This window comes from Streptomyces sp. NPDC048506 (genome assembly GCF_040651315.1).
In the GTDB taxonomy this organism is placed as follows: Bacteria; Actinomycetota; Actinomycetes; order Streptomycetales; family Streptomycetaceae; genus Streptomyces.
Genome location: NZ_JBEZIX010000007.1, coordinates 102,350 through 117,044, shown reverse-complemented (window position 1 = coordinate 117,044; position 14,695 = coordinate 102,350). Strand labels below are relative to the sequence as shown.

11 protein-coding genes are annotated in these 14,695 nt (G+C 72.0%); 5 read left to right on the top strand and 6 right to left on the bottom strand.

Annotation, left to right across the window (positions count from 1 at the left end; all coding sequences use genetic code 11):
• The first annotated feature begins 48 nt into the window (after positions 1 to 48).
• From AB0C96_RS07440 to rarD, 5 genes are all read left to right on the top strand, one after another.
• Positions 49 to 1,362, top strand: coding sequence for a sensor domain-containing protein (locus AB0C96_RS07440; protein ID WP_362914654.1), 1,314 nt, complete (start codon positions 49 to 51; stop codon positions 1,360 to 1,362).
• Between the two features lie 264 nt (positions 1,363 to 1,626).
• Entirely contained in the window at positions 1,627 to 2,286 is a 660-nt protein-coding gene (locus AB0C96_RS07435) for a response regulator transcription factor (RefSeq protein ID WP_362914844.1), read from the top strand.
• Between the two features lie 302 nt (positions 2,287 to 2,588).
• Positions 2,589 to 4,541, top strand: a complete 1,953-nt coding sequence (locus AB0C96_RS07430) for a 2-oxoacid:acceptor oxidoreductase subunit alpha (RefSeq protein ID WP_362914652.1) — start codon at positions 2,589 to 2,591, stop codon at positions 4,539 to 4,541.
• A complete protein-coding gene (locus AB0C96_RS07425) occupies positions 4,534 to 5,628 on the top strand; it encodes a 2-oxoacid:ferredoxin oxidoreductase subunit beta (protein ID WP_362914650.1) in 1,095 nt (364 codons plus the stop codon). The genes AB0C96_RS07430 and AB0C96_RS07425 overlap by 8 nt, the downstream gene beginning before the upstream one ends.
• Before the next feature lie 275 nt (positions 5,629 to 5,903).
• Positions 5,904 to 6,905: an EamA family transporter RarD gene (rarD, locus tag AB0C96_RS07420; protein WP_362914648.1), complete on the top strand. Its 1,002-nt coding sequence runs from the start codon at positions 5,904 to 5,906 to the stop codon at positions 6,903 to 6,905.
• Here the strand turns inward: rarD and AB0C96_RS07415 are convergent.
• The 6 genes from AB0C96_RS07415 to AB0C96_RS07390 form a co-directional block, all read right to left on the bottom strand.
• Entirely contained in the window at positions 6,895 to 7,770 is an 876-nt protein-coding gene (locus AB0C96_RS07415; protein WP_362914646.1) for an ABC transporter permease, read from the bottom strand. The two genes, rarD and AB0C96_RS07415, sit on opposite strands and share 11 nt — an antisense overlap.
• On the bottom strand, positions 7,757 to 8,791 hold the full coding sequence (locus tag AB0C96_RS07410) for an ABC transporter ATP-binding protein (protein ID WP_362914644.1): 1,035 nt from the start codon (positions 8,789 to 8,791) through the stop codon (positions 7,757 to 7,759). Before AB0C96_RS07410 ends, AB0C96_RS07415 begins: the two co-directional genes overlap by 14 nt.
• A 94-nt stretch (positions 8,792 to 8,885) precedes the next feature.
• Positions 8,886 to 10,154, bottom strand: coding sequence for a DUF2092 domain-containing protein (locus tag AB0C96_RS07405; protein ID WP_362914642.1), 1,269 nt, complete (start codon positions 10,152 to 10,154; stop codon positions 8,886 to 8,888).
• Positions 10,155 to 10,411: 257 nt separating this feature from the next.
• A complete protein-coding gene (locus AB0C96_RS07400) occupies positions 10,412 to 11,425 on the bottom strand; it encodes a polyprenyl synthetase family protein (protein ID WP_362914640.1) in 1,014 nt (337 codons plus the stop codon).
• 528 nt (positions 11,426 to 11,953) lie between these two features.
• Positions 11,954 to 13,156 (bottom strand): FAD-dependent oxidoreductase, encoded by a 1,203-nt coding sequence (locus AB0C96_RS07395; RefSeq protein ID WP_362914638.1) that lies wholly within the window; start codon positions 13,154 to 13,156, stop codon positions 11,954 to 11,956.
• Positions 13,153 to 14,406 carry an ATP-grasp domain-containing protein gene (locus tag AB0C96_RS07390; RefSeq protein WP_362914842.1) on the bottom strand — a complete coding sequence of 418 codons (1,254 nt, stop codon included), beginning with the start codon at positions 14,404 to 14,406 and terminating at the stop codon, positions 13,153 to 13,155. The genes AB0C96_RS07395 and AB0C96_RS07390 overlap by 4 nt, the downstream gene beginning before the upstream one ends.
• Positions 14,407 to 14,695: the final 289 nt, after the last annotated feature.

The following is a 14,695-nucleotide window of genomic DNA, read 5'->3' as shown; positions in this document are numbered from 1 at the left end:
CGGCGCCGGCAGGCGAGGACCGCACACGGCAGAACGGACGACGAGACGATGGACACCGCATACGCACCGCAGCCCTACGGCTCCCGGGTGCCCGTGGGGCTGCGCGCCCCCTTCTCCGGGCGCACCTGGCGGGAGTTCCTGTACCTCTTCCTCAGCCTTCCGATCGCCAGCCTGATGTTCTCGTACGCGATAGCGGTGATCTCGCTCGGCGCCGGCCTGCTGGTGACGTTCCTCGGCATCCCGGTGCTGGCGGGCGGCCTGGCCGGCGGCCGGGCGCTGGGCGGCCTGGAGCGGACGCGGGCCGGGGCCCTGCTGGGGCTGGAGGTGGCCGCTCCGGAGCCGGTGCGTCCCTCGAAGCCGGGCCTGATGGGGTGGATCGCGGCCGTACTGAAGAGCGGGGCGTCCTGGCGGCACCTGCTCTACTCCCTGCTGCACTTCCCGTGGGCGGTCTTCTCCTTCGTCTTCTCGCTGACGTTCTGGTCCGTGGCCTGGGCGCTGCTGTCCTATCCGCTGTGGCGGTGGACGTTCCCCATGTACCTCGACCAGCCCGGCATCCAGATGTGGGGCGACGGCGACGGCAACGGCGTCTACCTCGACACCCCGGCGGAGATCGGGTTCACCTGCGGGGTCGGGCTGCTGCTGGTGCTGGCCGGGCCGTGGGTGATCCGTGGGCTGACGCAGGTGGACCGGGTCATGGTCCTCGGTCTGCTGGGCCCCTCCTCGCTGGCCACCCGGGTCTCGCAGCTGGAGTCGGACCGCGGGGTGGTGGTGGACACCGCGGCGGCGGACCTGCGGCGCATCGAGCGGGATCTGCACGACGGGGCGCAGGCCCGGCTGGTCTCGCTCGCCATGGATCTGGGTCTGGCCAAGGAGAAGCTGGCGGAGGATCCGCAGGCCGCCGCGAAGATGGTCGACGAGGCACACGGCGAGGTGAAGATCGCGCTACAGGAACTGCGGGACCTGGCCCGTGGGATACACCCGGCGATCCTCACCGACCGGGGGCTCGGCCCGGCGCTGTCGGCGCTGGCCGCGCGGTGCACGGTCCCGGTGAAGGTGACCGTGGATCTGGACCGCCGGCCCGCTGCGGCGATCGAGGGCATCGCGTACTTCACCGCCTCCGAGCTGCTTCAGAACGTCTCCAAGCATGCGCAGGCCAGCAGGGCGACGCTGGACGTGTGGCGCACCGCGGACCGGATCATGGTGCTGGTGACGGACGACGGCCGGGGCGGTGCCGGCACCGACACCGGCACCGGCCTGGCGGGCCTCGCCGAACGGCTCGATGCCGTCGACGGCCTGCTGATAGTGGACTCCCCGGTCGGCGGCCCGACGTCGATCACCGCGGAGCTGCCCTGGCGCGGGTGAGGGCCGGACAGCCGCCGGCGGGTGACGCCGGGGGCTTGGCGGGTGGTGCGTGGGCCGGGACGGGTGTCCGGCCCCCACCGCTGTGCCCCGGGGCGACCTGCGCCCCCTGCCCCCTGCCCTCCTCCCTCCTCCCGCCCTCGCCCTCGCCCTCGGCAGCCCCTTACCCCCCTCACCCGCCGCGCCCCCGTCCGGATGCTGGAATGCTGAGGGCTGACAAGGTGGGGTGTGACGAGGCATGGGGGAATCGGAGCCGTGGAGGACAAGGTGCGGGTGGTCATCGCCGAGGATTCGGTGCTGCTCCGTGAGGGGCTGACCCGGCTGCTCACCGACCGGGGTCACGAGGTCGTGGCGGGCGTGGGGGACGCCGAGGCGCTGATCAAGGCGATCGGCGAGCTGGCGGACGAGAGCGCGCTGCCGGATGTGGTGGTGGCGGACGTACGCATGCCGCCGACGCACACCGACGAGGGGGTGCGGGCCGCGATCCGGCTGCGCCGGGACCATCCCGACCTGGGGGTGCTGGTGCTCTCCCAGTACGTCGAGGAGCAGTACGCCACGGAGCTGCTGGCGGGTTCGAGTCGGGGCATCGGTTATCTGCTCAAGGACCGGGTGGCCGAGGTGCGCGAGTTCGTCGACGCGGTGGTCCGGGTCGCCCGGGGCGGGACCGCGCTGGACCCCGAGGTGGTGGCCCAGCTGCTGGGGCGCAGCCGTAAGCAGGACGTACTGGCTCATCTGACGCCCCGGGAGCGCGAGGTGCTGGGTCTGATGGCCGAGGGCCGGACGAACTCCGCCATCGCGCGTCAGCTGGTCGTCAGCGACGGTGCGGTAGAGAAGCACGTCAGCAACATCTTCCTGAAGCTGGGGCTGGCGCAGAGTGACGGGGATCACCGTAGGGTGCTCGCCGTGCTCACCTACCTGAGGTCCTGACGATCTGACACTCTGTCAGATATGCCGGTCGAGGGGTTGTCACCTTGCCGCCCCGGGCCCGGGACTTTGGACGTAGAACCAATGGATGAGTCCGGAGCGTCATGAATAAGGGGTCGCGGGGGCGGTGATTTCATGACAAAACACACGAAATCGGTGTCTCATATCACCGTCCATCATGCGGCCGACTCAGGGAAGGCCACCCTTACCCACGTACGATGGTTATGGGACAACCGTCCGGTACGACACGTCCCGAGCCCTGCCTCCGGCGGGGACGCCGCACCCCTTGAGGGAGGTCCGAAGCAGTGACCAGCCAGGTCAGTAGCCCAGCCGAGCAGACCGACGCAGCGCTCGTCGGGGAACAGCGCTCTTCCGATAACGGCGGGGCAGGCAAGGAAGTCCGACGCCTGGACCGGGTGATCATCCGGTTCGCCGGTGACTCCGGTGACGGAATGCAGCTCACCGGAGACCGGTTCACATCCGAGACGGCGTCGTTCGGCAACGACCTGTCGACGCTGCCCAACTTCCCCGCCGAGATCCGGGCGCCTGCCGGCACGCTGCCGGGTGTCTCCAGCTTCCAGCTGCACTTCGCCGACCACGACATCCTCACGCCCGGTGACGCGCCGAACGTGCTGGTCGCGATGAACCCGGCCGCGCTGAAGGCGAACCTCGCGGACGTCCCGCGAGGCGCGGAGATCATCGTCAACACCGACGAGTTCACCAAGCGCCCGATGGCGAAGGTCGGCTACGAGACCAGCCCCTTGGAGGACGGCTCGCTGGCGGCCTACAACGTCCACCCGGTGCCGCTGACGACGCTGACCATCGAGGCGCTCAAGGAGTTCGGGCTCTCCCGCAAGGAGGCCGAGCGCAGCAAGAACATGTTCGCGCTGGGTCTGCTGTCGTGGATGTACCACCGGCCGACCGAGGGCACCGAGAAGTTCCTGCGCACCAAGTTCGCCAAGAAGCCGGACATCGCCGAGGCGAACGTCACCGCGTTCCGGGCGGGCTGGAACTTCGGCGAGACCACGGAGGACTTCGCCGTCTCGTACGAGGTCGCGCCGGCCACGAAGGCCTTCCCGACCGGCACGTACCGCAACATCTCCGGCAACCTCGCGCTGTCCTACGGGCTGATCGCCGCCTCGCAGCAGGCGGACCTGCCGCTGTACCTGGGCTCGTACCCGATCACCCCGGCCTCCGACATCCTGCACGAGCTGTCCAAGCACAAGAACTTCGGCGTGCGGACGTTCCAGGCGGAGGACGAGATCGCCGGGATCGGCGCGGCGCTGGGCGCGGCGTTCGGCGGCGCGCTGGCCGTGACGACCACATCCGGCCCGGGTGTGGCGCTGAAGTCGGAGACCATCGGCCTGGCGGTCAGCCTCGAACTGCCGCTGCTGATCGTGGACATCCAGCGTGGCGGGCCCTCGACGGGTCTGCCGACGAAGACCGAGCAGGCCGACCTGCTCCAGGCGATGTACGGGCGCAACGGCGAGGCTCCGGTGCCGATCGTGGCGCCCAGGACACCCGCCGACTGCTTCGACGCGGCGCTGGACGCGGCCCGGATCGCGCTGACGTACCGCACGCCGGTCTTCCTGCTCTCCGACGGCTACCTGGCCAACGGCTCCGAGCCCTGGCGGATCCCGGATCTGGAGGAACTCCCGGACCTGCGCGTCCAGTTCGCCTCCGGCCCCAACCACGAGCTGGCGGACGGCACCGAGGTCTTCTGGCCGTACAAGCGCGACGAGCAGACCCTGGCCCGCCCGTGGGCCGTGCCGGGGACGCCGGGCCTGGAGCACCGCATCGGCGGCATCGAGAAGCAGGACGGCACCGGCAACATCTCCTACGACCCCGCCAACCACGACTTCATGGTGCGGACCCGTCAGGCGAAGGTCGACGGCATCGCCGTCCCCGACATCGAGGTCGACGACCCCACCGACGACACCGGTCGGGGCGCGAGCACCCTCGTCATCGGCTGGGGTTCGACGTACGGGCCGATCACCGCGGCGGTACGGCGCGTACGGGGCGCAGGGGAGCGCATCGCGCAGGCCCATCTGCGCCATCTCAACCCCTTCCCGCGGAATCTCGGCGAGGTCCTGGCGCGTTACGAGAAGGTCATCGTGCCGGAGATGAACCTCGGACAGCTCGCCACTCTGCTGCGCGCCCGGTATCTGGTGGACGCGCGCTCGTACACCCAGGTCAGCGGAATGCCGTTCAAGGCCGAGCAGCTCGCGGAGGTCTTTAAGGAGGCCATCAATGACTGAGACGATCTCGGGGAGGCCCTCGCAGATCGAGGCGCTCTCCCTGGTGCCCAAGGCCGACGCCCAGCAGTCCATGAAGGACTTCAAGTCCGACCAGGAAGTGCGCTGGTGCCCCGGCTGCGGTGACTACGCCGTCCTCGCCGCCGTGCAGGGCTTCATGCCCGAACTCGGCCTGGCGAAGGAGAACATCGTCTTCGTCTCCGGCATCGGCTGCTCCTCCCGCTTCCCGTACTACATGAACACCTACGGGATGCACTCCATCCACGGCCGCGCCCCGGCCATCGCCACCGGCCTGGCCTCCTCGCGGCGCGACCTGTCCGTATGGGTCGTCACCGGCGACGGCGACGCGCTGTCCATCGGCGGCAACCACCTCATCCACGCCCTGCGGCGGAACGTCAACCTCAAGATCCTGCTGTTCAACAACCGGATCTACGGCCTGACCAAGGGGCAGTACAGCCCCACCTCCGAGGTCGGCAAGGTCACCAAGTCGACGCCGATGGGCTCGCTGGACGCGCCGTTCAACCCGGTCTCACTGGCACTCGGCGCCGAGGCCACCTTCGTCGCCCGCACGGTCGACTCGGACCGCAAGCACCTCACCTCGGTACTGCGGGAGGCCGCCGCCCACCCCGGTACGGCGCTGGTGGAGATCTACCAGAACTGCAACATCTTCAACGACGGCGCCTTCGAGATCCTCAAGGACAAGGAGAAGGCCCAGGAGGCCGTGATCCGCCTGGAGCACGGTCAGCCGATCCGCTTCGGCGCGCCGGCCCCCGACGGCCTCGGCTCCAAGGGTGTGGTCCGCGACCCGGCCACCGGCGACCTCAAGGTCATCGACGTGCTGGCGGAGGGCACGGACGGCGTGCTGGTCCACGACGCCCACAACCCCTCGCCCACCACAGCCTTCGCCCTCTCCCGGCTCGCCGACCCCGACACCCTCCACCACACGCCCATCGGCGTGCTGCGCAACGTCAAGCGGCCGGTCTACGACACCCTGATGGCCGACCAGCTGGACTCCGCCATCGAGCAGAAGGGCAAGGGCGACCTCGGCACCCTGCTCACCGGCAGCGACACCTGGACCGTCGTCGGCTGACGACGGTCCCGCAGCCGGCCGTACGCGGCCGGCTGCGGAACGGCGCCCCACCCCGCGGGTGTCCGTACGAGAGCGTCCTGTGGCGCCCCCGTACGGGCACCCGCTCGGCGTTCCCGGGCCGCGCCGCCCGCATACAGCCCGCCGCCGCAGGCAGTCGCACCCGGCCGTTGTCCGCAGAGCGCACCCGTCATGACCGTATATCGGAACACCCATGACAGGCGGGCCGTGTGGCGCTACCGTCACAAGGTCGACGCAGCACCATCAGGAGGGTCCCCTTGCAGTCTCGAAGCGACCGGCGCGCCGGGCTCGCCTATGGCGTCGCCGCGTACACGATGTGGGGCCTGCTGCCGCTGTACTGGCATCTGCTGGACGCCGCCGCGCCGTCCGAGATCCTGGCCCACCGCATGGTGTGGTCGCTGCCCGTCGCCGTCGTGATCCTCGCCGTGCTGCGCCGCTGGGCCTGGATAGGCCCGCTGCTGCGGCAGCCCAAGCGGCTCGGGCTGATCCTGGTCTGCGCCACGGTCATCTCGACGAACTGGTTCCTCTACATCTGGGCGGTCAACGCCGGACATGTCCTGGAGGCGTCGCTCGGCTACTTCATCAACCCGCTGGTCAGCATCGCCTTCGGAGTCCTCGTGCTGCGCGAGCGGCTGCGGCCGTTGCAGTGGGCGGCGGTGGGCGTCGGCGTCCTGGCCGTCGTGGTGATGACCGTCGCCTACGGCAAGGTGCCCTGGATCGCGCTCGGACTGGCCCTGTCGTTCGCGACGTACGGCCTGGTCAAGAAGGGCATCAAGCTCGACGGCATCGAGGGCTTCAGCGCCGAGACGGCGATGCAGCTGCTGCCCGCACTGGGCTACTTGATCTTCCTCGGTGCGCGCGGCGAGTCCAGCTTCGTCAGCGGCGGGGTGGGCCAGGCGCTGCTGCTCGCGGCCTGCGGCATCGCGACCGCGGTGCCGCTGATCTGCTTCGGCGCCTCGGCGGTGCGGCTGCCGCTGACCGTGATCGGGATGATGCAGTACCTGGCGCCGACGTTCCAGTTCGTGCTGGGCCTCACGGTCTTCCACGAGGAGATGCCGCCGGAGCGCTGGGCCGGCTTCGCGCTGGTGTGGCTGGCCCTGGCCGTGCTGACCTGGGACGCGCTGCGCACCTCGCGGCAGGCGCGGCTGGCGCTGGCCGATGCGGCGGCCCGCGCGGGCGAGGCGGCCGCGACGGCCGCGGAGGCGATCCAGCCGGCCGTACCGGCCGCGGAGCCCGAGGGCGGCGGCCTCAGGCCGTGATGTCGCGGGTGGTGAACCGCGCCCAGGCCGCCGCGCCGAACACCGCCGCGTACAGCGCCTGGAGGCCGATGTTCTTCTGTAGCTGGTCCCAGTAGACGGGGTCGCGGAGCAGGTCCGCGAAGGACAGCCAGTAGTGCGGGAAGAGGTACGGCTGGAGGGCCTCCAGCTGCGGGATGGTGTCCAGGATCTGCACCGTGATCAGCAGTCCGACCGTGGTCGCCATGGCGGCTATCCCGCTGGTCGTCAGGGTGGAGACGAACAGTCCGACGGCGGCCACCCCGGTCAGCGACAGGGCCACCACGCCCGCGATGGCCAGCGCCCGCAGCAGCCCCTCACCGAAGGAGACGGACGTACCGGAGAGCAGGGTGACCTCGCCCAGGGGGAACAGCAGCGCTCCGGTCGCCAGCGCGGAGAGCGCCACGACGAGGGTGGCCACCAGGCAGAACGTCAGGGTGGTGGCGTATTTGACCAGCAGCAGTCGGGTACGGCCGGCGGGGGCCACCAGGAGGTAGCGCAGCGTTCCGCCGTGTGCCTCGCCGGCTATGGAGTCGCCCGCGATCACGCCGATCGCCATCGGCAGGAAGAACGGCAGGGTCACCGCGAGCGAGGTGAAGACCAGGAAGAGGCCGTTGTTGGTGACCTGGGAGATGAACGCCGGGCCGCCCTCGCCGCCACCGTGCCCCGCCGCCCGGTCACTGCCGGTCTCGATCTTGACGGCGATGCCGACCAGGATCGGTACGCCCGCGAGCACCGCCAGCAGGGCCAGGGTGCGCCAGCGCCGGAAGGTCGTGGTGATCTCGCTGCGCAGCAGGCCCAGCGACCACAGCGGCCGGGTCCGGCGCGGCAACGCCTCAGCCTGCGACATCGAAGCCCTCCCCGGTCAGCTGCACGAAGACGTCCTCCAGCGAAGCGCGTTCGGTGCCGAAGGCGCGCACCCGCACCCCGGCGTGCACCAGCGCGGCGTTGAGATCCGCCAGCTCCGGCGGCGCCGCGTCGTCCTCCCCACCCGGTGGTTCGCCGGTCACCCGGTCGTCGGTGACCTGAAGGTCGGTCACCCCCTGCTCCTTCAGCACGCGCACCGCGTCCGCCGCGTCCGGGGTGGTCACCGTCAACCGGCCCACGGTGCGCGATCCCAGGACCCGGACGGACAGCTCGGCGACCGTGCCCTGGGTGATCAGCCGGCCGCGGGCCATCACCGCGGCATGGGTGCAGACCTGCTCGATCTCGTCGAGGAGGTGGGAGGAGAGGAAGACGGTGGTGCCGTCCGCCGCCAGCTCGCGGACCAGGGCGCGGATCTCCCGCATGCCCTGGGGGTCCAGGCCGTTGGTCGGCTCGTCGAGGACCAGCAGTTCACGGGGTTGGAGCAGGGCCGCGGCCAGGCCGAGGCGCTGCTTCATGCCGAGCGAGTACGCGCGCGCCTTCTTGCCTGCTGCGGCGGCCAGGCCCACCCGCTCCAGGGCGCGGCCGACCCGCTCCTCACGGGTCCGGGGGTCGGCGACCGGGTCGGCGGCATCGAAGCGCCGCAGATTGTCCCGCCCGCTGAGGAACCCGTAGAGCGCCGGGCCCTCGATGAGCGCGCCGACCTTGGGCAGCACCCGGCGACCGGCCGCGGGCATCGGCTGCCCCAGCACCCGGGCGCTGCCGGCGGTCGCGTCGATCAGGCCCATCAGCATGCGGATGGTGGTGGTCTTGCCGGAGCCGTTGGGGCCGAGGAAGCCGAAGACGCTGCCGCGCGGTACGACCAGATCGAGGCCGTCCACGGCCAGCTGGCCGCCACGGTACGCCTTGGTCAGGCCCCTGGTCTCGATCGCCGGGTCGCCGGTCGGGGGGCGCGCGGGCGCGGGCGGGCGCGCGCCGTCGGGCCCGGCAGCGGGCGGCTGTGGCATCGGCTCCCCCAACGTCGTGCGGATGGCCTGCGGGCGCCCGTCGCACCGCCCAGGGCAGGGCGGCGCGACGGGCGCTCGGTACTGCGGTGGCCCGTTACTTGGCGGCGTTGGCCGCGTCGATCAGGGCCTGCTTGTCGACGGCGCCGACGTAGATCGTGCCGTTGTCCGTCATCAGGGCGTTGACCAGGCGGGTGCTGAAGATCCGGCCGGAGCCGAAGGAGCCGCTGGCCTTCTCGCCGAGGCTGTCCAGGAACTTGCCCGCGTCGCCGCCGACGGCCTGGTCCTTGCCGGTGGGCAGGCCGGGGCCGGCGCCCTTGATGGTGGCGATGGACGTCCAGCCCTTGCCGATGACGTTCAGCCCGCCGAAGTCCTTGTTGAGGTCCTTCATGCCCGCGTGCGGGGCGGCGTGCTTGCCGTGCGCGCGCTCGGCCTTCGCCCGCTCCTTGTCGCCGTCGACGACCTTGGCGCCCTTGGGCGGGGTGAAGGAGAACGTGCTCGCGGCGGGCTTGGCGAAGTCGACGTTGGTGTAGCCGACGTCAATGGCGGCCGCGCCCCCGCTCTTGGGGGTCAGGGTGAACTTCAGCGGCGTTCCGTTGGCGGCGTCCACCGCGACCCGGATCGAGCCGACCGTCGAGGCGGCCTGCTTGGGCTTAATCAGCAGCTGGTAGGCGTCGCGGCCGGCGACCTTGGCGGTGCCGTCGACGGTGATCGAGGTCGTGTCACCGGCCGCCTTCAGGGCCTGCTTCGCCAGGTCCTGCGGGGTGGCGTCCTTCAGGCCCTCGGAAAGGCCCCTGGGCACCTTGCGCTTGCTGTGCCGGCCGGCGTCGGGCGCGGTGCTGTGCAGCGCGGTGTTGCTGCCGCTGTCGTACGCCCAGACCTCCTTGCCGTTGTGGACGATGCTGTACTCGGCGGCCTTGTCGACGATGGACACCCGCTGCTTGTCGGGGCCGTCGGCCGCGACGCGGAGCGTGTGCGCGCCGGATGCCAGCTCCATCAGCTTGCTCTGCGGCGACGCGGACGCGCCGTCCCCGCCCTTCTCGCCGGCGCCCTGACCGCCGCCGAAGCCACCGGCGCCGCCGCCGAGGCCGCCCGGCAGGGACGGCAGGCCGAGGTCCGTGGTGACCCGGACCGTGCCGGAGAGCTGCTGGACGTCCGACGTGGCGATCTTCGCTATCAGGTCCTGCGCCGAGATCTTCGGCAGGTCCGGAGAACCGGAGCCGGCGAACGCGGGAACCAGCCCGATCGTGGCCGCCGCCACTCCCGCCACCGCGACCGGTACGGCGTACCGCACCGCCTTACGGCGCTTCGCGGAGCGCCCCCCGTCCTCTGCGTCGGTGACCTCAGTCGGTTCGTTCGCTGGCATCTGCCCTACCTCCGTCGTCTGCGGCGGCTGCTGCGCTGTCACGCCCCCACCCCTGGGTGATGGTGACCCTTCCGCCGCGGTGTGGTGCTTTCCATCTCACCAAACCAACCGGCGCGGGGCGTCAGCCCGCGGGCGCAACTCGTCGTACTGCTGAGGTATGACGCCGGGTCACTGCGCGGCGGAACACGTACGTCGGGAGTCTGATCGTTCCCTAGGGGACCTGCGGGCAGAGACCCTGAGGGCCGGCCCGCCCCGGCTCATCCGGCGCGGTGGACCACCGCGTCGCACAGGCCCTCAAGGGCCGCCTTGGCCATGCACTCCGGCAGCGGCGCCAGCGTGGCACGCGCCTCCTCGGCGTAGCGCACGGTGTCCCGGCGGGCCTCTTCGAGCGCCGGGTGGGCGCGCAGCCCGGCCAACGCCTCGGCGTGCCGGGCGTCGTCGGTGAGGTCACCGGCCAGCAGCTCGCACAGCGCCCGGTCCTCGGGCGTGCCGGAGCTGCTCTCGGCCCGGGCCCGCAGACGCAGTACGGGCAGCGTCGCGATGCCCTCCCGCAGGTCGGTGCCGGGCGTCTTGCCGGACTCGTGCGAGTCGCTGGCGATGTCCAGGACGTCGTCGGCCAGCTGGAACGCGGTGCCCAGCCGCTCGCCGTACTGGGTGAGGATGTTGGCCATCGACTCCTCGGCGCCCGACATCATGGCGCCGAAGCGGCAGGCGACGGCGACCAGCGAGCCGGTCTTGCCGGCGAGGACGTCCAGGTAGTGGTCGACGGGATCGCGTCCGTCGCGCGGGCCGGCGGTCTCCAGGATCTGGCCGGTCACCAGGCGCTCGAACGCCTCGGCCTGGATGCGGACCGCCTCGGGTCCGAGGTCGGCGAGGATGTGGCTGGCGCGGGCGAAGAGGAAGTCACCGGTCAGCACCGCGACGGAGTTGCCCCAGCGGGCGTTGGCGCTGGCCACGCCGCGGCGCACATCGGCCTCGTCCATCACGTCGTCGTGGTACAGCGTCGCCAGGTGCGTCAGCTCCACGACGACCGCGGAGGGCACCACGCCCGGGCTGTAGGGGTCACCGAACTGGGCGGCCAGCATCACCAGCAGCGGCCGGAACCGCTTGCCGCCCGCGCGCACGAGATGCTGCGCGGCTTCGGTGATGAACGGCACGTCGCTCTTGGTGGCCTCCAGCAGGCCCTCCTCGACAGCCGCCAACCCGGCCTGGACATCGGCCTCAAGAGCCTGGTCCCGCACGCTCAGCCCGAAGGGCCCGACGACGGTCACGAGGGGTACTCCTGTCTGCTGACGATCAAACTGAATGTCGATCTGTCGCTGTCTCCACCATCGGCCAGCGTATCCGGTCGCAGTTCGATCACGGTGAGCGCCCGCCCCTTGAACCGCCCGGGAAGCACAGCGGCGCCCCGTGCGACATGGTGTGGATCACAGTGTGCTGCGGTTTTGACGTCGGAGAGCGGCGGCGGCGGAGGCCATCGCCTTCCCGGCCGTCCCGACCGTCCCGCACGTCCCGCACGTCACAGCCGTGACGGGAGGGCCGAATACCCACGCCGACCACCCGCTCTTCGGCCATCTTCGCAGGCCTCGCGGGGCACATCGGCCCGCCCCGGCCGGGCGGGCCGGCGCGGAGCAACGGCCGGGCGGCGCGGCCGGGCAGCAGCCGGCAGGTAGGGACGCGCCTGCCGACCGGCTCCGCTGCCGAAATCACCTCCGGTAGCGGCGACTTCCAGCACACCGCCGGCCCTCGCTCCGCGTCGGCGCCGCGGGGCGCCCACCGAGGCCGCGCCCCGTCCGTGGTCACCCGTACGCCCGCACCACCGCCCGCGCCAGCCGGGGCGAGGCGAACTCCGTCCCGCACACGAAGCGCATCACCGGGCCGAACGACGCGGCCGCCGGCAGCCCCGTGAAGTACAGCCCCGGTACGGACGAGCCGAATCCGGCGTCCAACAGGGGCCCACCAGCCCGCGCCACGATCTCGGTGCGCAGCCCCTGCCCCAGGAAGTCCAGCGCCGCCAGGTCCATCCGGTAGCCGGTTGCGGCCAGCACGTGGTCGGCGGTCAGCTCCCCGCCCTGCCCGTCGGCGCCGCGCAGCGCCAGTACGGGGCGACCGTCGCGGACCGTCGCCCGGACGATCCGCCGGCCCTGAGTGACCTGCACCCGGCCGGCGAAACGCTCCCGCAGCCACCAGGCGCCCCGCGGGCCCAGCACCCGTCGCACCAGAAAGCGCCGCACCGGCGCCGGCAACCGGCGGAAGCCACCGGCGTGGTACGACAGCGCATACAACGACCAGGCGTTGCCGAACGGAGACGACGGGCGCAGCCGCGGCTGACGGTCCGGCGGCGCCCCGAAGCCCACCGCGGCCGGCCCGCGCGCCACCACCCGTACGGACGCCGCCCCCGCCTCGGCCAACAGCACCGCGCTCTCCAGTGCCGACTGTCCGGCCCCGACCACCACCACCTCGCGGCCGGCCAGCACCGACAGATCATGGTGCTGCGAGCTGTGGGAGACGGGCCCGGTGGCGGACGGCCCGTCCGGGACGGCGGCGGACAGTTCGGGCGGCAGGTGGGCCAGACCGCTCAGCCCGGTGGCGACGACCACCGCCCGCGCACCGAACAGCTCACCGCTGTCCAGTTTCAGCTCGAAGCCGTCGGCCTTCCGGTCCACCGAGACCACCCGGACCTGCTCCAGATCGGGCAGCAGCCGCTGCTGGACCCACTGCCCGTACCGGACGAACGTCTCGACGGGGATGACGTCCCAGTCCGACGCGTAACGCCCCTCCCCCGCCGCCGCGCAGTAGTCGCCGAGGGTGTGGCCGGTCTGCGGGACGTCGATGCTGGAGGCGGCCGGGGTCGACTTGAGCAGCATGCCCGCGGGCATCTGCGCCTGCCAGCTCACCATCGGCCGTCCGAAGACCCGCACCGGCAGGCCACGGGCCCGTAGGTGCGCGGCCGTCGACAGGCCGTACGGGCCGGCCCCGATGACTGCTATCGAAGTGCTCAATGCGGTCCCTCCCCTTGCCTTGGTGGTGTGTCGGTGCCCGCCCGGCGACCGGCCCGGTGCAACTGCACCAGGTGTCTGGCGCCCGGCCCGACGGACCGCGCGAGCATCGTGAAGAACGGCAGCGGGTCGTCGCCGGCGAACCACGCCAACTCGGTTCCGGTGGGCCGGGCGGGGGCGTGCGGGGCGGTGCAGCCGCTGCGCCGGTAGGCGAGCAGCGCGGGCAGATCGACGTTCTCGACGACGAAGCGGTGCCCGGCCCGCTGGACGCCCCCGGGGACGGCGCGCCCGGTCAGGTGCAGGTGCAGCGCGCGCACCACGTCGACCCCGGCGGTGTTCTCGAAGAGCCGGAACTGGGCGCCCATCCGCGGGTTGAAGTCGAGCAGTTTGTACCGGCCGTCCCGGCGGTCGAACCGCCAGTCCAGGTCGGCGATCCCGGTGAACCCGATGCCCTTGATGAACTGCCCGGCCGTCCGGGCGAGTTCGGGGTTGTCGACGACGTACGCGCAGGCCGTCATGCCGGCGTGCGGCGGCCAGGAGCGCACCTTGACGCCGGTGAACAGGGCCAGCGGCGCGCCGCCCGCACCGCAGCAGGCGTGCACGATCCAGTCCTCGGCCTGCTCCCGCGGCAGGTACTCCTGGAGGATCACGCCCGGCCGCGGCCCCCAGTCCCGCGCCAGGTCCAGCAGGTGCTCCGGGCCCCCGATCCGGGTCGTACCGGCGACCGCGGGCGCGCTGCGCCGTACGAACGCCTCGCGGTTCTTGGCCACCACCGGGAAGCGCGCCCGCCGGGCATACGCCTCGATCTCCGCGTACGAGGCGGGGAAGGCGGCGGCGGGCGAGGGCACGCCGTGGGCGACGCACAGCTCGTGCAGGCCCTGTTTGCTGGCCAGCCGGCGCGGCAGACCGGCCGCCACCCGGGGGAAGAGAAACGATCCGGCGAGCGCCTCCGCGTGCTCGGCGATCAGCACCGCGGCCTCTTCGTCGGTGGGGATCAGCACCGCCGGCCGGCCGATCCGACGACCGATCCGCAGCAGCCCGGCGACCAACCGCTCCGGCTCCTCGCTCCCGGTGGTCGGCCAGACGAAGCGACCGCGCAGATAGCGGGAGGCCGCCGCCGGGGTGAAACGGTCCTCCGTGACGGCGTACATGGGCACACCGAGCCGGCCCAGACTGCGGATCGCCCCCACACCGCCGTGGTGCAGGGGGTAAGCCCCGATCTTGACGATCAGCCCGGGCACACTCCGGTCCATCACAGGCCGGTCCACCACGAGCCGTGCGCCCCTACGAGCCACGTGTCCCCCTTACGGAACGGCCCCTCCCCGACCCGTGCCAGGAGGAAGCTAGGACCGAATTGCGCAGTCCTGCAAGGCTTTTCCGGACATTGCCGAGTCTTGGAGCGTACGGGGTGGTACGGCGGCGGACGCGGTCGTCCGCGCCCGGCCGCGCACGCCCCGCGGCCGGGGAGAAGGGCGCGGCCGGGTCCGCCCTGGCGTGCCCCGGGCCGCGGGACGCTCACCCGGCCGGCCGGCCCCCTGGCGC

Bases quoted from the DNA above. Each gene is read 5' to 3' on its own strand.
- AB0C96_RS07425 (WP_362914650.1), top strand. From the start codon at position 4,534: ATGACTGAGACGATCTCGGGGAGGCCCTCGCAGATCGAGGCGCTCTCC.
- AB0C96_RS07415 (WP_362914646.1), bottom strand. From the start codon at position 7,770: ATGTCGCAGGCTGAGGCGTTGCCGCGCCGGACCCGGCCGCTGTGGTCG.
- AB0C96_RS07390 (WP_362914842.1), bottom strand. From the start codon at position 14,406: ATGGACCGGAGTGTGCCCGGGCTGATCGTCAAGATCGGGGCTTACCCC.
- AB0C96_RS07405 (WP_362914642.1), bottom strand. From the start codon at position 10,154: ATGCCAGCGAACGAACCGACTGAGGTCACCGACGCAGAGGACGGGGGG.
- AB0C96_RS07410 (WP_362914644.1), bottom strand. From the start codon at position 8,791: ATGCCACAGCCGCCCGCTGCCGGGCCCGACGGCGCGCGCCCGCCCGCG.
- AB0C96_RS07440 (WP_362914654.1), top strand. From the start codon at position 49: ATGGACACCGCATACGCACCGCAGCCCTACGGCTCCCGGGTGCCCGTG.